Raw genomic sequence first — 18,081 nt, forward strand, 5'->3', positions numbered from 1 at the left:
CCCCTGCCCCCTGCTCCCTGCTCCCTACTCCTTAACCCTTTTTCATGACAATCCCAACTCTTCTGGAAAACCGAGCATGATGTTTAGGTTTTGGACTGCGGCTCCTGATGCGCCTTTACCCAGGTTGTCAAGACGAGCAACTAGCAACGCTTCTTTGGTGGTGTCATTGGCAAATACAAAAACCTGAACAATATTGGTATTATTCAGTGCGATCGCATCCAGAAATGTTCCGTCTCTCAGCAGTGTAGAATCTTGAAATGGAGCAACCTGCACGAACTTTTCACTTTGGTAATAGTCAGCGATCGCTTCATAGATAACCTTACCTGATGGTGGATTATTTAAACTTCCCAGTGGCAAAGGTATCTGTACTAACATCCCCTGCTCAAAATCTCCCACGGCTGGTACGAACAGCGGCGGTGATGCTAACCCTGAATACTGATGCATTTCTTTGACGTGCTTATGCCCAAACTGCAAACCGTAGATGCCATAAGGGTAGAGTGATTCTGCCCCGGCTTGCTGTTCGTGGAAGGTATCATACTGTTTAATGAGATTCTTGCCGCCACCAGAGTAACCTGACACTGCATTAACGGTGATGGGAAAGTTACTGTTCAGGAGTCCTTTGGCAATCAACGGACGGATACAAGCTAAAAATCCTGTGGGATAACAGCCCGGATTGCTGACAAACTGGGCTTTGGCGATTTTCTCTCGCTGTCCTGGATTTAATTCAGGGAAGCCATATACCCAGTCTTTAGCGGTGCGATGGGCAGTGCTAGCATCAAGGATCTTAACCCTAGTATTACTGACTAAGCTAACAGCTTCGCGGGCTGCATCATCAGGCAGGCAGAGAATGATAACATCAACAGCATTGATTAGTTTGGTTCGCTCAGTTGCATCTTTACGTTTAGATGCTTCAATGCTAACTAACTCGATATCATCCCGTTGGTTCAGGCGTGAGTAAATTTGTAAGCCTGTGGTTCCCGATTCCCCATCAATGAAAATCTTTGGTTTAGTAGTCATGCGTTTTTTATTATATGAGAGTGATATTTTGACAAAGTAAGAGTTATTTTAACGATCGATTTTGGAATGAATTAACCTGCTTTCACCATCCACACCAAAAAGCTCAGAATTGGTTCGATAGGAGGAAGGGAATAATCCATTAGATCAATTGTGACTGTTTGTCCCTCTAGTTTCAGAAATCGCCATTGGGTTCCACTGCTTACAGTACCGTAAACTGCTGTTAAGGGTTGAACTCTTGCTTGGTTGAATCGCTGTGCAGCTACCATTTCTGCAATGCATTGTCCCAACCCAGATTTTAAATCTGATTTTTTTGCTTCAACAATGACAATTGCAGGTGCTTCCACCGTTAATTGTTCAGGTGAACGGCAAAGCAGGAAGTCACATACATCGTTGAGTCCAATACTCGCATCAACGTTAAACTCTTCCCCTGAAAATACGCTAATTGTGGAATTGAAGATGCGTCGCACTTCTAGCAAGATAGGATTAATTATCGCCTCTGAACGAGCTTTTTCTGTATCTACTGCAATCGCCCACGGTAAATCCTCTAAAATACCTTGCAGTCTGAAGCTTGGAGTAATGGGTTCAATCGAGTCTGGGAAAAAGCGGACTCCTTCGACAGTATTTAGATGAAAATCTTGTTTCACTCGGTCAATGTTGAATTGACTGTAGGGCATGATAAATCAATACTCCATCAATTTGCTTGATTGTAATAGTGTTTGTTCCTTCGCCTTCCCCGTTTCAGGATATGAATTTCGCTTTAACTCGTTTTTTGTTAAGGGCTACTCCTCCCAAGCTAGAGTACGTTTCACTGCTTTTTGCCAAGTACCAAATTTGGACAAGGGGAAATCACTCTTCGGCTCAAACACACGCTCAATTTGCCGTTGTTCCACGAGTGTTTCATAGCTCTCCCAAAATCCTACAGCTAAACCTGCCGCAAATGCTGCACCCTGAACGGTTGTATCGCGCATTATTGGACGTTCAACTGGAATACCTAAAACATCAGCTTGAAACTGCATCAAAAAATTATTCTCGCAAGCACCACCATCTACGGTTAATCGCCCAACTGGAGTACTGCTAGATGCGTTAATTGCTTGCACCACCTCCAGAACTTGATAAGCGATCGCTTCCAACACAGCGCGAACTAGATGCTCTGGTTGTACACTGGCGGTAATGCCGAAAAAGGCTCCCCTGGCGCTCATATCCCAGTAGGGTGCGCCTAATCCACTAAATGCAGGCACAAAGTAGACTCCGCCATTATCTTTTACCTGATTGGCCATTGCTTCAGTTTCAGCAGCAGTTTTAATCAGCTTCAGGCGATCGCGCAACCATTGAATACAAGCACCACTGGTAAACATACTGCCTTCTAAGGCATAGCCGACATCTAAAGTATCGCTGGTATTTGTTTGTGTCCATGCTACTGTCGAAATGAGTTGATGGTGCGTAGGCGTAGCCCCTCGTAGAGAACGCACAATTTTTGTTCCTGTGTGAGCAACTAAAAAGCTACCAGTCCCGTAAGTACATTTCATCAAACCGGGCCGATCGCAGCCATGACCAAATAGAGCCGCTTGCTGATCTCCCAAGATGGCAGTAATGGGAATTTCAGCACCCAACAAAGTAGCATCAGTAACTCCAAATACTCCTAAACTCGGCTGAATCTGGGGCAAAATATGAGCCGGAATTTGAAATAGATCCAGTAAAGTCTCATCCCATTCACAGGTTTTGAGATTCATTAGCATTGTACGGCTGGCGTTGCTGTGGTCAGTGGCGTGGACTTTTCCACCTGTGAGATGCCACAACACCCAGCTATCAATAGTACCTGCTAACACATTGTTCAGGTCAATATCAGTAACATTGTCTAATAGCCATCTGAGCTTAGTAGCTGAAAAGTAAGCATCAATGATTAATCCGGTGCGATCGTAAATTTCATCAGCGTAGCCTTGTTCTTGTAAATGGTGGCAAAGGGGAGCAGTGCGGCGATCTTGCCAGACGATCGCTCTATGAAGTGGTTTACCAGTAGTTTTGTCCCAAATCATACAGGTTTCGCGCTGTACAGTTAGTCCCAAAGCTGCGATCGCTGATGGCGTAATCTGGGCATTTGCAATTGCGGTTTGCATCACCCAACAGGTATCCTGCCAGATTTGTTGAGGGTCATGTTCTAACCATCCTGGGTGAGGATAATACTGAGTTAATTCTTTATATGCTTGCCCAACAATCTTGCCGTCTGCGTTAAATACAAAGGCGCGGTTGCCTGTCGTACCTAAATCCAGTGCTAAAATGTGGCCCAATGATGGAGTTTTTTTGCCAAATGTGTGCATAGCCGCTTTTAATGTTGCGTAGGCGTAGCCCAACCTAGACATCCCGATTTTAGCAATACGCCCTCAATCACATATACATTATTTTGGGTACATTTTGAATTCTCTGTTTGCATAGCGTTACGTCTCTGTAAGTTTAAAAACGCTACATTTTTACGCAAAGTTTTACTTAGTACAATGGGTATTGATGTTCGCCTCAAATCCCAGACCTTCACAACGTTGCTTTTAATTATGTGTAATTATATCAGCACAGTAAATCATTATCAAAATGCTGCGATCGCAGGAATATTACACACAAATTCATACAAGTTTTAGTATTAAATTTATGTGGCAATATCCAAACTGTCACTTTATTTAAGTCTGATTATGATACTTATGTTTTATAGTTTGCATATAAAAATTAACAGTAAAACCAATACAGTTTGGTTAAGGTTTTTTGATGAAAATTATAGATCGCAAAGACGCAAATCCTCCTCTCTCAAAAGACTAATTATTGTATAGACGGCGATTCATCGCGTCTTTTGCTTAACCGAACAGTATTGAGAGTAAACCTCGTTAATATAGATTTTATTACAAGTAATCATCCTAACTTGATATAAAAACTATGGATTTAAAACTAGATGTGGTTTAAAAGTTAAAACCATCGAAATATAATAAAACTTTCCCATGCTAAAAGCTAACCAAAATCAAAATGCACTACTAGCTCTGTTGTTACTTGTGCCAGTTCCGAGCATTGGTATTACAACTCAACTATATATACTCCCTGGCTTTCAAGGACATTTAGTAGCTTTATTATCTAAAATCTGGTTGGTGTTACTACCCATTATTTGGTTATTATTTGTCGATAAAGAGAATTTAAAAGTTGAATATCCTAAAAGACACGATTTATTGGCTGGAGTCGGATTAGGGCTGTTGATGCTAGGCATCATCTTGATTGTTTATTGGCTGCTGGGAGCAAAATGGATAGATGTTGAATATGTTCGCGATCGAGCAACGCAAGTTGGATTGAACAGTTTTGTAATTTACTTAGTAGGTGCAGTGTATTGGATATTTGTTAACTCTTTACTTGAGGAATTTGTCTGGCGTTGGTTTGTCTATCGTAAATGTGAAATTTTGGTATTAAGTCCTTTAGCTGTAGTACTATCTGCACTGTTTTTTACGATTCATCACGTTGTTGGTTTGACAGCTTACTTCGACTGGCGCGCAACAACGTTATGCTCATTGGGGGTGTTTCTAGCAGGGGCGATTTGGTCATGGTGCTACTTAAATTATTCCTCAATCTGGCCCGGATACATCAGCCATGTTTTTGCAGATATAGCAATTTTCCTGATTGGCTGGCAACTTATCTTTGCTTAAGAAAAATATAATCAATCTACAGCGAACTAATTAATCAACATCTCTCAAGATAATATGTTTTTTGAAATCGAAACTGATTATACCTTCTTCTTGTAATTTACCCATCAATCGTGTAATTGTTACCCTGGTGGTGCAACAGGCGCTAGCAAAATCTTCGTGAGTAAAGCGAACACTTAGGCGAGTTCCCTCTGGTACAGTTTCACCCACTTCTCGTTTCAAAAGTTGTAATAGGTGGTGCAAGCGTTCTTGTACCCGCCGTCTTCCACAAATGACCAAAAAAGATTCTGTTTGCTGTAACCGCTGATTAATTTTTGGTAAAAGTGTATGGCTCAGTGTGGGAGAAGCTGCTATCTCTGCCGCGTAAATTGACACCAACTCAACATCAGCGAGGGCTGTTGCTTGGTAAATGTTTAAAGATGTCAAACTAGAACCAAAAACCATTCCTGCGGTTGCCAATCCTATCAGCACTTCTTCACCCGTTTCACAGTAGGTAGTGAGTTTGACTAAACCCTGAGAAACATACCAAATTACCAATGGGTTGAGGGGAATAGTTTCTCCTTTAACATATTTATGTATGGGGCGTAGTTTACCGCCGTAGGCATCGCTAAAGATGTTATCGTCGTCCTTGACTATTGTTGATTCTAAATGCTGACGCTCAGTAATATTACGCAGCATCCAGCGCAAAGAGATTGCCTCACCTTGGTGATTGCGGATAACTGCCACTGTCAAAGCCGCATCAAAGAACTCGCCATAACGTTGTTGCAAACGTACCAATAACTCTCTAACTCTGTCTGATTGCGATAGCTGCATCAGTTCGTTGCGAATTTGCTGACGTTCTTCTAAAAGGACAAAGTTAACTATTGATTTGCCTACTAAAAAATGCTTGGAAACATTCAACAACTTAGCTGCGGTGAGGTTAGCTTCTTGGATGATTCCTTCTGTATTAGTCACTAAATAGCCGTCTGGCGCCAACTCGAATAAGTCTTGGTAGTGTTGGCGTTCTGCTTCTAGCCAATTTCGTGTTTTTACTAGTTCCTCGTTTTGCTGATAAAGATCCTCCGCCGCTAACTGTACTATCTTTGAGGTGTTATAGAGTTCCTTGAAAGCTTGTGGCAGAAGATCCGGGGAAATCCAAGGTAGTACACTAGCAGTTTCGTATAAATCTGCTAAACGCTTGTGCAATACTTCTGCGCGTTGGATAAATTTTTCTATGTTCACCTTAAATTCCCGCTACTTGCTTGCAGAGGTTGAGCAAAAAAATCTACTAGGTAAATCCTTAAAAAAATTGCAGCATTCCTAATTTTATTGAATGATAAATTTAACTGGTTGTAAACTGCAATTTTTGTGCAATTGAACTTATAAAACTACATTTATTTGAGGTTTTCGACAATTTATATCCCACAGTCGCTACAGATGGGCTAGTTTTTAAATGACACGTTTAGCATTCAACCTAGATGCTCAAAGTAAATTGAATCTAGCAAATTATAAAGTGTCCATTGATAACTTTTGCCACGCAGATGTTTTTTATAATAAATTTTACGGTGTTTTACTAAATATTACTTCTACCTTTGGTGGGAAAACTCTGTAAACTCAGTTAAATAAGAGTGCTGAATCTCCCGTTCTAAGATTATGCTAATTTTTGACTAAACTGATAAGCCAGTCAAAATGATCGCTAGCAAAGAAATTAGATAAGATATCACAGTCGGAAAACCCTGCATCTCAACTTTAATTTCTGACCATCATTGTTTAATCCGTTTTGTCATTCCCCCAATGAATGATTTAGTGCTAATGATAATTCTTTCTATTGTTACTAAGAATAACTGATAAGACTTTCCCCAACTTCCATCACAAGAATCAAGCCACTACTACCAAAGACATAGAATATAAGTTAAGTTTGTTTGTGATCCTGAATACGTTGCCTATTAATAAAATTCACAACTTCTTAAAAAAGTTCGGAATCTGAGCTTTTCGATTTTCAAATTCATTATGGGACTATCTGGCATAGGCAAGAGTAAAACGTAAGAATTCAGGAGTCAGAACTCAGGATTCAGAATAGTTAAAGAATCAGCAGAGCATTTGATGAATAAATATACCAATCATTCTAGATTCCTGATAAATTCTGACTCCTGGGTGCTGAATTCTTACAGTAAAACTACCCAGAACAAGCAATAGTCGAACTACTATATCTAGAATTGCAAAGATAGATATTAATAAGTTAAAAATATTTGTATACCAAAGCACCTATTAACTTAATAATTATCCGCCTCTTTAGTTAGAGGATAAATGAAGTAGTAAGCTGGTGTAATTTAACAATGCGTAACAGCTAATCAACGCGCAAGTTATGAGGAGTGATGGGTGAGGTGTCAATGCTATAAAATCTCATCACTCCTTTTTACTTACATCAGTTTATCAGCTACTAACGAATGCCATCATTATCAATGGCGCTATAGCTATCGCTGGGGAAAAGCCCCAACCAAGGGTCAGAACTAGGAGTTAAAAATAGTTGTCCGTATACTTGTTCGTTGAGCGCTTCCACACTCCTTGTTTGCCTACCCTGCATAAACCATTGATGAATTTGGCTATGCAGCATATATTCATTTCTGACTGTATCTAAAGCCATTGTGGCTTCAAATTTTTTCACTATTATCGGCAAATTATCTTCTTGAGTGTTGGTAGATGGAGACTTTTTAGCTCTGATTAAAGAAATGCTGTTTCCATCTAGCTTGACATCGGCGGCATAGAGTTGAGCGATTTTGTTCCAAACTTTCTCGTCAGTAATTTCAGCTAAGGCGTTTTGATTTCGTTCAGCACCAGACTGGAGAGCAGTTAGCATTGGCGTTTCAACTCTCATTTTAGAAACAGCTAGAGAGCTTGCTATTTCTGCTGTCGGTGGTTGACTGGGATTGCTGGGAATTTCTACCAACTTAGGGGGAGACTGGATACCCAGGCGAGATAAATCTGCAACCCATTGGGCTTGGATAGAATTTAAGCGATCGCTGTGGTATTTTCTTAAATAAGACTCGCGATCGCTTGGTGTAAGTTTACTGTAATTTTTTACTGCTAATTCAGCCTGCTGTAGCTGTCGCAAAAATGCTTTGGGGCTATATAACCCTGGAATAGCATCAATTGGACGACCTGATACATCCAGTATATAGTGAATGCTATTACCTGTAATCGTTCGCTCCAACTTGCGTCCATCGCCAAAATCAATAGTTACTTTGGGTACAGGGCGCACTGATTGCCAATGCAAAATAAAGCGGTCTTGAAGCAGTTTAGAAATTTCAACATTCGGATACAGCGCTACCCTGAAGAATCTACTATTAGCACAACTCAAATCTTGATCCAGCCTACCCAATAACCGCAGAGATAGAATGGGTTTACCACTGGTTCTAGCAGCAGCTTTGGCTTGTTCTATATCAGTGTACCAATACAAACGAGAGGCGTAACAGTCCCGTTGTTGACAAAGTTCGTCTAAAGCTACCCGAAGTGCAGGGGAAGGTAGAACTGCTCCTGAAGAAGAGGTATTTAATGTATTAGCATGGGATTTAAGAAATACTTCTAACCCTTTTGGGCCTTGTTTCCGAAGTACAGAAACTTCTTGAGATAGCTTGGAGGTTTCAGCTACACGAGTTTGAGCATCAGCTATCTGCACAAAACCGAAGCTGACTAGGATGAGTGCGAAAGGATATTTGAAGGTTCTAAATTTCATATATTTTCAGATATTTTCAAGAAAAATAGGGGGTGTGAGTGGGGAGCATCCGGTTTTGGCAACAACAGAAAGGATTTGGTTGACACTCTCAAAATTCCACTGTTAGCCAGAAATTTTAATCCTAGCTTATCGCCTTTCTCATCGCTTATATCAAAGTATGTTTTTATACAATACAACTAATAATACAAAAATGTTTACGACAAATCACCCCGTCTAAGTCGCACTGTTAGGCGGGGTGGTGGAGAGGCTGTAATTCTCAGTTAAATGGACTCTTTATTGGGGACTAGAGACGAAACCCAAGATTTACGTTAGTTTGCTGGGTTGTGCTAAAAAGCGCGATCGCTTATTTATGAGATGCTATCGGTAGCTTAGTTTCTTAATCTTCCTGATTGGGTTGTGCTAAAGAGATATTTTCTAGGTAATTTACTAAATCGCTGTGACTGGAGAAATCTAACAGCGCCTCAGCTAAATCTTCTAGTTGAGTAATAGATAATGTGCGAATCTGCTGTTCTATTTCTGGTTCAATTGCAGCAAACCGACGTGTCAAAAGACGCATAATCAGTTGTAGCGCCTCCTGTTTCTTTCCTCGTTCTTCTCCCTGTTGCAGAATATCTTGGTAAATCACAGATTTTTGCATAATTTCCTCTAATCTTCCTGATTAGGTTGAGGTAAAGAAATATTTCCTAAGTAATTCACTAAATCGCTTTGACTGGAGAAATCCAATAGCGCCTCGGCTAAATCTTCTAGTTGAGTAATAGATAATGTGCGAATCTGCTGTTCTATCTCTGGTTCGATTGCAGCAAATCTACGTGTTAACTGACGCATAATCAGTTGTAGCGCCTCCTGTTTCTTTCCTCGTTCTTCTCCCTGTTGCAATCCCTTTTGCAGAATGTCTTGGTAAATCACAGATTCTTGCATAATTTCCTCTCTGAAAAGCTGTGTAATCAAACTTTTATCAAACCGCAAACCAGCTAAAACCTGAACACAAGCTGATATATTTTGTCGCTCGTCTATTTCTTCAATCATATCGACATTAACAGCGACTTGAGTTAACAAGTCTGCGGGTGAGTCGGTTCTGGCTAATGTCGCCAGTGGTAAGAGTGCAGGGTTGGCTAGCAGTGGTGTGGGATCTTCTTCCCATAAACGAATCACTCGATACTCGTGTCTGGTTTTTTTATCTACATACTGGGTATTAAAAACAATTTCTGAGGAGGTGGGTTGTAAGAAAATCAACACCTGCTCAATATCACACCAGTATTCTCGTTTTAATCTGGTGTAGTAATCCAGCATCCGAAAATCAAGTGGGGTTTTAGATTTTGGTGTAGTCTGAAACTCTAAATGTAAGATTTGGTTGGCGATTTGCAGGAATGTTACTGAATCAGCGCGAATGGGTTCGAGGTTGAGTTCGGTTTTTAGTACTTGGATATCTGAGGTGTCAGATGCAAGTAACCATCTGGCAAAATCGGCAGGGTATTTTTCGGCAAGGTATTTGCAGGTGTTATCGTAACTCAAGGGCTTATATTTGATATGTTGTGGTCTAATTGCATATTTGGGTATGGAATTATGAAAAACTCCACCCATAAGTGAATGGAGTTTTCCGCCGTTTTCTATGAAACTAAAATCTGACGGCTTAAAATACTCATTACTTCGCCAGGGTTAGCAGTTGGTAGTAGTTGACTCCAGTCTCCAACACTTGCATAGCCAATTACTTGCAAATAGTGAATCGTACTGGTGAGATCCATGTTGGGTTTCCTTACGTCAACCCAACTTACATTTAATGCACAAATTTAGACTTGACACGCCACTAGATTTATGCAAAAAGTGGATTATTGCAGCACAGGAGTTGTGCCGTTACCGTTAGTTAACGCATTCGCAATTACAGCTTGAGCAGGTTGAGTGGGAAGAACCGCTACAGCTGGAGCAACTTTTGAACTAGATTTTTTATTTCTTTTTCCATTAGAGCCGCCAGCTTTGGAATACTGTATACTATTTCTGCCGTAGACAGTTGCAACTCCACTTAGCATTCGTTCAGACATTTCAGAGAGGGCTTTATCCATCTGGATTATTGTTTTACGCGATTCTTCAAGATTAGACACAAGGGTGTTATGAGCTTCTAACGTTGCACGAGTAGTATTGATGAGGTGGTTGTAGGCTTCAATGCTTAATCCATATCCTAAATCCAGATTTTCATCAACGGATTTAAGCAAGGCGAGACGAAGTTGGGCTTTGTCAACAGCAGCAGAACTACGAGTTCTTAAAGACATGAGATATCCTTTTATTTAATAATTCCTTTTTCAACATAGTGGAGTATCCTTTCGCCTGAGATGGGTAGTTTTGTGGATTTATTTTATTAAAACTTCAACGAAATAATTACGAGTTTATCTGTATTTTTACTCATTTTTCATATCTGTTTGTTGTTTGAGAATAAGTGCAATTAGCAAATGCGAACGCTAAATCAACAAATGCGAACGCTAAATCAGCAAATGCGAACGCTAAATCAGCAAATGCGAACGCTAAATCAACAAATGCGAACGCTAAATCAACAAATGCGAACGCTAAATCAACAAATGCGAACTCCAAATCAACAAATGCGAACTCCAAATCAACAAATGCGAACCCCAAATCAACAAATGCGAACTCCAAATCAACAAATGCGAACCCCAAATCAACAAATGCGATCGCTAAAATAACAAATGCGAACCCCAAATCAACAAATGCGATCGCTAAAATAACATTAAAAAGGGGAAACTAGAACATCGAATTCCCTCCCCTTTATAAGCTACGGTGTACACACAAGTCGAATTACCCCCCTTAATCCCCCCTTGGAAAGGGGGGAAAAATAGATCCAGTTCCCTCCCCTTGTAAAGGGGAGGGTTAGGGTGGGGTAATCCGAGGACTGGTAGTGATTCGATAACTTGTGTGTTACACCGTAACCTTTACAAGGGGAGGGTTAGGGTGGGGTAATTCAATAACTTGCGTGTACACCGTAGCCTTTTTAAGGAGGATCTAAAACTTTTCATCCCCTCATTTTTCAGAAATTGAGGATAATACTGTTGAAGCTTCATCAAGATGCATCTAACTCACACTTGCTCATGAACGAACTGCGTTTACACGCTTATAATCAGCTAATTCAAACCCTGCTAGATTGCCCTAGCGGGGAAGAACCAGAGATATTAGCAGCGAATACAGAATTGCTAGATGCTGACTTTGTGCAGGTTATTGTAGCAGCAGCAGAGCATTTTGCCCAGCAGGGAGAGGAAAATACTGCCGAGCGGTTGAGAAATTTAGCAACATATCTCACTACCCCAGAAACTACCCCCATCACTCAAGAAGATATAGACACTTACGGGCAATTTTTACTAGAAATACTGCAAGCAACAGCAGACAGCAACGGCGATGCTCAAGTAATTTACCCATTGCTGGCAGCAAATACCGATAAACTCAATCATATTTTTGCTGAGTTGTTACGTCATTGGGCAACAAATAACCTAGCAGAAGCGGAACCAGATACAGCAGCAGACATCGCCTACGTGATGGTTATATTCAGTAATCTGATTCAGCAGTTTCCCTTGGGTAGCAAAGCCAGCAACATGGAAATTGCGATCGCTGGCTACGAAATTGCCCTAACTGTTTACACCCGCAGCGCCTTTCCTGAAAATTGGGCAATGACGCAAACTAATCTGGGGCTTGCTTACGGTGACAGAATATTCGGAGAACGAGCCGAGAATATTGAAATAGCGATCAAGGCTTGTAATGACGCACTCGAAGTTACAACCCGCAGCGCCTTTCCTGAATATTGGGCAATGACGCAAACTAATCTGGGGCTTGCTTACGGTAAAAGAATATTCGGAGAACGAGCCGAGAATATTGAAATAGCGATCAAGGCTTACTCTGCTGCACTTGAAGTTTATACCAAGAGCGCCTTTCCTTTTGATTGGGCAAGGACGCAAAATAATCTGGGAGAGGCTTACCGTAACAGAATATTAGGAGAACGAGCCGAGAATATTGAATTTGCGATCGCTGCTTCTAGAACTGCACTTGAAGTTTATACCAAGAGCGCCTTTCCTGAAGGTTGGGCAATGGCGCAAAATAATCTGGGGAATGCTTACAGTCAGAGAATATTAGGAGAACGAGCCGAGAATATTGAAATAGCGATCAAGGCTTACTCTGCTGCACTTGAAGTTTATACCAAGAGCGCCTTTCCTTTTGATTGGGCAAAGACGCAAAATAATCTGGGAGAGGCTTACCGTAACAGAATATTAGGAGAACGAGCCGAGAATATTGAATTTGCGATCGCTGCTTCTAGAACTGCACTTGAAGTTTATACCAAGAGCGCCTTTCCTGAAGGTTGGGCAATGGCGCAAAATAATCTGGGGAATGCTTACAGTCAGAGAATATTAGGAGAACGAGCCGAGAATATTGAAAGTGCGATCAAGGCTTACTCTGCTGCACTTGAAGTTTATACCAAGAGCGCCTTTCCTGAAGGTTGGGCAATGGCGCAAAATAATCTGGGGAATGCTTACAGTCAGAGAATATTAGGAGAACGAGCCGAGAATATTGAAAGTGCGATCGCTGCTTCTAGAGCTGCACTTGAAGTTTATACCAAGAGCGCCTTTCCTGAAGGTTGGGCAATGGCGCAAAATAATCTGGGGAATGCTTACAGTCAGAGAATATTAGGAGAACGAGCCGAGAATATTGAAATAGCAATCAAGGCTAACTCTGCTGCACTTGAAGTATCAACCAAAAGTGCCTTTCCTTTTGATTGGGCAAGGACGCAAAATAATCTGGGGATTGCTTACCGTAACAGAATATTAGGAGAACGAGCCGAGAATATTGAATTTGCGATTGCTGCTTCTAGAGCTGCACTCGAAGTTTATACCAAGAGCGCCTTTCCTGAATATTGGGCAATGGCGCAAATTAGTCTGGGGCTTGCTTACGGTGACAGAATATTAGGAGAACGAGCCGAGAATATTGAATTTGCGATCGCTGCTTCTAGATCTGCACTCGAAGTTACAACCCGCAGCGCCTTTCCTGTAGATTGGGCAATGGCGCAAAATAATCTGGGCATTGCTTACGGTAACAGAATATTAGGAGAACGAGCCGATAATATTGAAATGGCGATCGCTGCTTATACTGATGCACTGGAAGTTTATACCAAGAGCGCCTTTCCTGAAGGTTGGGCAATGACGCAAAATAATCTGGGCATTGCTTACGGTAACAGAATATTAGGAGAACGAGCCGATAATATTGAAATGGCGATCGCTGCTTCTAGAGCTGCACTCGAAGTTTATACCAAGAGCGCCTTTCCTGTAGATTGGGCAATGGCGCAAAATAATCTGGGAGAGGCTTACCGTAACAGAATATTAGGAGAACGAGCCGATAATATTGAAATAGCGATCAAGGCCTACTCTGCTGCACTTGAAGTTTATACCAAGAGCGCCTTTCCTTTTGATTGGGCAATGACGCAAAATAATCTGGGAGAGGCTTACCGTAACAGAATATTAGGAGAACGAGCCGATAATATTGAAATGGCGATCGCTGCTTATAATCAAGCACTCGAAGTTAAAACCCGCAGCGCCTTTCCTTTTGATTGGGCAATGACGCAAAATAATCTGGGGCTTGCTTACGCTGGCAGAATATTAGGAGAACGAGCCGATAATATTGAAATAGCGATCAAGGCCTACTCTGCTGCACTTGAAGTATCAACCAAGAGCGCCTTTCCTTTTGATTGGGCAAGGACGCAAAATAATCTGGGAGAGGCTTACCGTAACAGAATATTAGGAGAACGAGCCGATAATATTGAAATGGCGATCAAGGCTTACTCTGCTGCACTCGAAGTTTATACCAAGAGCGCCTTTCCTGAATATTGGGCAATGACGCAAAATAATCTGGGGAATGCTTACAGTCAGAGAATATTAGGAGAACGAGCCGATAATATTGAAATAGCGATCAAGGCTTACTCTGCTGCTCTGGAAGTTAGAACCCGCAGCGCCTTTCCCCAAAACCATGCAGAAACTTTGTTAAATCTCGGTATCTTATACCAAGACGAAAAACAGTTTAACTTAGCTTATAAAAAATTTGTTGCGGCAATAGAAACAGTGGAAGCTTTGCGGGGTGAAATTGTTTCTGGCGAAGAAGCCAAGCGTAAACAAGCAGAAGAATGGAATCAACTTTATAGACGCATGGTGGAAATTTGCCTGGAATTAAAAAGAGATACCGAGGCAATAGAATATATTGAACGTAGCAAAACCCGCAATTTAGTAGAACTGTTAACCAAAGCAACATTAACAAATCCAGAAAATTTACCTTCAGTTGGTAGCAGCATCCACTTTGGAGAAATTCAAAAGCTCTTAGATAACAAAACTGCAATTATCCAGTGGTACATTTTTGAAGATTGTTTTCGCGCTTTTATCATCACCTGCAACAGCAAGCCAATAATCTGGTATTCCGATCAACAAGACTTGGATGACTTAATCCATTGGACAAATGAATATCTTGATGATTACTACAACCCGGAAGACCAAAATAAAATTCAATGGCAAAATCAACTAGAAGAACGCCTGAAAAAGCTAGCAGAAATTCTGCATATTGAGGAAATCTTAGACCAATTATCTAACCAATGCGACAGATTAATCCTCATTCCTCATCTCTTCCTACACCTGTTACCTCTCCATGCTTTACCTGTCAAAGAATCATACCTAATTGACTTATTCCCCAACGGCGTAGGCTATGCACCTAGTTGCCAACTTCTGCAACAAGTCCAACTGCGTCAACACCCTAATTTTGAATCTTTATTTGCCATCCAAAACCCTACAGAAGATTTATATCAAGGCTACGAAAAAGATTTAGGAGCAGTTGCAGCCATCACGAAACAGTTCACTGATGCTAATATTTTGAAGCAAGACCAAGCCAAAAAGTCAGCAATTCTCTGCATTAATGAAAATCCTCACAATGTCACACTACATGAAAAATTGCTGAAAGCTAACTCTGTCTTTTTCTTCTGTCATGGATACTTTAACTCTAATTCTCCCCTAGATTCTGGTTTACAGTTAGCTGATTGTTTTGTTTCTTCAGAGTTAGTTAAGCTAGACCCTAAACGTTATATACCTATACCTGGAGATGAAGATCGAGCAGTAGACTTGGAAAAATGCCTAACTTTGGCAGATATCATTACTCATGTCAAACTAGAGAACTGTCGCCTAGTCACACTCTCTGCTTGCGAAACTGGTTTGACCGACTTCACAAGCACGAGTGATGAATATATTGGTTTACCCAGTGGATTTTTGTTAGCTGGTAGCACCAATGTAGTCAGTAGCCTTTGGACTGTCAGTGCTACAGCTACAGCTTTATTGATGATTAAATTTTACGAAGAACTACAGCAGCAAAGTAATATTGTATTAGCTTTAAATACAGCACAACGTTGGTTAAGGAATACGACAGTCAAAGGCTTTCAAGATTGGCTGATTAACTCCTCACTAAGTTGGGGTTGCAAGATATATTTAAATAAATACTTTGCTGCTAATCATGAAAATGCCTTAACCAAACCGTTTGAATCACCTTTTTATTGGGCTGCTTTTTGTAATATAGGTAAAGGAGTTTAGAAAATGTCAATTTATAGAAATAGCATCGAAGCTTTTATTCAAGTGCTTGACTCTCAATCAAAATTGATTCCTACTCAAGACTGGAATGAATTGCAGCAACTATCAAGTCAGTTACCAGAAGACAATGAGGAAATTGTAGAAATCCTAGAAAATTGGTTACAATCAGAATCCCGTAATCAAGTTCTAGAAGCTTACAAGCAAAACCTGGAATCAATCACTGATAAATTACCTATTAATGTAAGTACAAACATAGGAATAGCTAATAGTAAATCACAGACTCCAGTCAATCAACCTAGTGAATCATCAAAGGAACTTGTAGATAACGCCATAAAAAACAACTCTCCTTTGTCTGACGATAAAAAACCACAACCAAAACCATGAAAAATTTTAGTAGCTTTGCTTAGAGGTTGTTTGAAAAGTAGTATATTGTGATTTTAATCGAATTATTACCCCCCTTAATCCCCCCTTATAAAGGGGGGAAACAATAAAATCCAGTTCCCTCCATAGTGCCGTTTGGATATCGATTCGCTATGCTCACTTATAAAGAGGGAAACAATAAAATCCAGTTCCCTCCCCTTTATAAGGGGAGGATTAGGGTGGGGTAAAAAATTTTTATACATCAATCATGACTTTTCAAACATCTTCTTAACCCAAGCTACAATTTACAATAAAAATATTAGCCAAAATAGTGAAGAATTTCAGCCTCAGCCTCTATGCTTTTCATCTCCGCCACACCCTAACTGAACTTCCCGGTGAAGTTGTGACAGATGCTAATCTCTTGTGGGAAAATCTGGTGAAAGTGGGTGAAGGTTCTCTAACTTTTGTTGGGTTGAAAGATTTACGCTCAAAATTAATTTGTTATCAAAATGGTAAATACGACCCCAAGCAGGAAGTAGGAAGAAAAACAGAATGGTTAAGTGTTTCTGGAAAAGACGTAGATTTGGGTAGTCTCCCCACAACAGAAGGCTTTAAAATTAATGCTAATCTTCAGCCTTTCTTGCTTAACGATACTTACGCAGTTGATTTAACTCTCGTTGCAGAATCACCAAACATTTCCATAGACATACCACAACTGCAACATTTTAAACCAAGTTCCCTACTACCATCGAATATTCAAGCATCTTTAGGACAAACATTATCGATTTATGGAGAAGTAGATCCAAGTGAAGATTGTGATACACTAGCTGAAAAATTAGTTATAGCCTTAGTAGCTGGCACAAATTTAAATCCTGTACGATCGCAACAGGGAGAACTGTTTGGTAGTCTTTTATTTGAATACCAAGCACTTGATCCAGATGAACCAGATAATTCTGCAAAACAATGCCATATTTTAATAGTCATTAATAATAGTCAAGCTGCAACAGCAACACTTGCAGCAAAAGCATATAAATGGTTGCTAAATTTACTATGTAGCTACCACAAAATACTTTACATTTATCAACTAGCGCGTCAACGCTACCGAGAAGCGAGAACGATTTATAGTAATTTAGAAAATAAAATCCAAGAATTTAACAGCCTGATATCTGAAAATCAAACACAATTATCTGGCTTAAAAAGCTTAATGGGAGAAATCCCCAAAAAAAGCTTTGATTACACCAGATGTTTGCAAGATTTACAAACACACCACACAGCAATTACTACTAATATTACTAATTACACAATTTGTTTAGAGAAGATTCAAACTATTGATAGCGGGAATAGCCCCCAATCTTGGCAAGATTTCATTAATAAAGACTGTAAGAAATGGCAAGAACAAATACAAACAGATATTAACTATCTGACTCCAGGTCAAGAATTGTTTGGACAATTAGTTGATACTATCCGAGGTATAGTAGAAACAGAACAAACTGAGCGTGATCGCTCGCTAGAAAGTACAATCCAAGTATTAGGTATAGGATTTGGTGGTGGTGCGATCGCCTCTGGCGTATTCACAACACATATTGATAAAATTAATCTTCCGATAGTACAAAAGCATCCCCTTTACGCATCTTTATTGTTGAGTGTTTTATTTACATTCTTTTTTATCGGCATAGGTTGGCTGATAACTCAGCGCCAATATCATCCTAGAGATAAGAAGTAAATAGAG

At 40.4% G+C, this 18,081-nt stretch carries 14 protein-coding genes; 5 read left to right on the forward strand and 9 right to left on the reverse strand.

Features of this window, described 5'->3' with window-relative positions:
• Positions 1 to 42: 42 nt before the first annotated feature.
• From argC to glpK, 3 genes are all read right to left on the reverse strand, one after another.
• Complete coding sequence (argC, locus tag CDG76_RS17670; protein WP_094350266.1) at positions 43 to 1,017, reverse strand: N-acetyl-gamma-glutamyl-phosphate reductase; 975 nt, start codon at positions 1,015 to 1,017, stop codon at positions 43 to 45.
• Between the two features lie 71 nt (positions 1,018 to 1,088).
• On the reverse strand, positions 1,089 to 1,691 hold the full coding sequence (locus CDG76_RS17675) for a hypothetical protein (protein ID WP_094350267.1): 603 nt from the start codon (positions 1,689 to 1,691) through the stop codon (positions 1,089 to 1,091).
• A 105-nt stretch (positions 1,692 to 1,796) separates the two neighbouring features.
• Entirely contained in the window at positions 1,797 to 3,332 is a 1,536-nt protein-coding gene (glpK, locus tag CDG76_RS17680) for a glycerol kinase GlpK (RefSeq protein WP_094350525.1), read from the reverse strand.
• A 663-nt stretch (positions 3,333 to 3,995) separates the two neighbouring features.
• Between glpK and CDG76_RS17685 the strand changes: the two genes are divergently transcribed.
• Entirely contained in the window at positions 3,996 to 4,685 is a 690-nt protein-coding gene (locus tag CDG76_RS17685) for a CPBP family intramembrane glutamic endopeptidase (RefSeq protein ID WP_094350268.1), read from the forward strand.
• A 30-nt stretch (positions 4,686 to 4,715) separates the two neighbouring features.
• Here the strand turns inward: CDG76_RS17685 and CDG76_RS17690 are convergent, their stop codons facing one another.
• The 6 genes from CDG76_RS17690 to CDG76_RS17710 all read right to left on the reverse strand — a co-directional run bounded on the left by CDG76_RS17690 (position 4,716) and on the right by CDG76_RS17710 (position 10,658).
• Complete coding sequence (locus tag CDG76_RS17690; RefSeq protein WP_094350269.1) at positions 4,716 to 5,903, reverse strand: PAS domain S-box protein; 1,188 nt, start codon at positions 5,901 to 5,903, stop codon at positions 4,716 to 4,718.
• Between the two features lie 1,198 nt (positions 5,904 to 7,101).
• A complete protein-coding gene (locus CDG76_RS17695; RefSeq protein WP_094350270.1) occupies positions 7,102 to 8,394 on the reverse strand; it encodes a hypothetical protein in 1,293 nt (430 codons plus the stop codon).
• A gap of 376 nt (positions 8,395 to 8,770) precedes the next feature.
• Positions 8,771 to 9,031: a DUF4351 domain-containing protein gene (locus CDG76_RS17700; protein ID WP_094350271.1), complete on the reverse strand. Its 261-nt coding sequence runs from the start codon at positions 9,029 to 9,031 to the stop codon at positions 8,771 to 8,773.
• An 8-nt stretch (positions 9,032 to 9,039) separates the two neighbouring features.
• Positions 9,040 to 9,906 carry a DUF4351 domain-containing protein gene (locus CDG76_RS17705; protein ID WP_094350526.1) on the reverse strand — a complete coding sequence of 289 codons (867 nt, stop codon included), beginning with the start codon at positions 9,904 to 9,906 and terminating at the stop codon, positions 9,040 to 9,042.
• A 95-nt stretch (positions 9,907 to 10,001) separates the two neighbouring features.
• Positions 10,002 to 10,136: a hypothetical protein gene (locus tag CDG76_RS39115; protein WP_262984342.1), complete on the reverse strand. Its 135-nt coding sequence runs from the start codon at positions 10,134 to 10,136 to the stop codon at positions 10,002 to 10,004.
• Positions 10,137 to 10,220: 84 nt separating this feature from the next.
• The gene (locus CDG76_RS17710) at positions 10,221 to 10,658 is read right to left on the reverse strand and encodes a hypothetical protein (RefSeq protein ID WP_094350272.1); all 438 of its coding nucleotides are present in this window, start codon (positions 10,656 to 10,658) and stop codon (positions 10,221 to 10,223) included.
• A 177-nt stretch (positions 10,659 to 10,835) separates the two neighbouring features.
• Here CDG76_RS17710 and CDG76_RS36260 point away from each other — a divergent pair, with 177 nt between their 5' ends.
• From CDG76_RS36260 to CDG76_RS17730, 4 genes are all read left to right on the forward strand, one after another.
• On the forward strand, positions 10,836 to 11,084 hold the full coding sequence (locus CDG76_RS36260; protein ID WP_143854111.1) for a hypothetical protein: 249 nt from the start codon (positions 10,836 to 10,838) through the stop codon (positions 11,082 to 11,084).
• A 402-nt stretch (positions 11,085 to 11,486) separates the two neighbouring features.
• Positions 11,487 to 15,995, forward strand: coding sequence for a CHAT domain-containing tetratricopeptide repeat protein (locus CDG76_RS17720; RefSeq protein ID WP_094350274.1), 4,509 nt, complete (start codon positions 11,487 to 11,489; stop codon positions 15,993 to 15,995).
• A gap of 3 nt (positions 15,996 to 15,998) precedes the next feature.
• On the forward strand, positions 15,999 to 16,376 hold the full coding sequence (locus CDG76_RS17725) for a hypothetical protein (RefSeq protein ID WP_094350275.1): 378 nt from the start codon (positions 15,999 to 16,001) through the stop codon (positions 16,374 to 16,376).
• 307 nt (positions 16,377 to 16,683) lie between these two features.
• Complete coding sequence (locus tag CDG76_RS17730; RefSeq protein WP_094350276.1) at positions 16,684 to 18,075, forward strand: hypothetical protein; 1,392 nt, start codon at positions 16,684 to 16,686, stop codon at positions 18,073 to 18,075.
• Positions 18,076 to 18,081 lie beyond the last annotated feature (6 nt).

The sequence above is a fragment of the Nostoc sp. 'Peltigera membranacea cyanobiont' 210A genome (assembly GCF_002246015.1).
In the GTDB taxonomy this organism is placed as follows: Bacteria; Cyanobacteriota; Cyanobacteriia; order Cyanobacteriales; family Nostocaceae; genus Nostoc.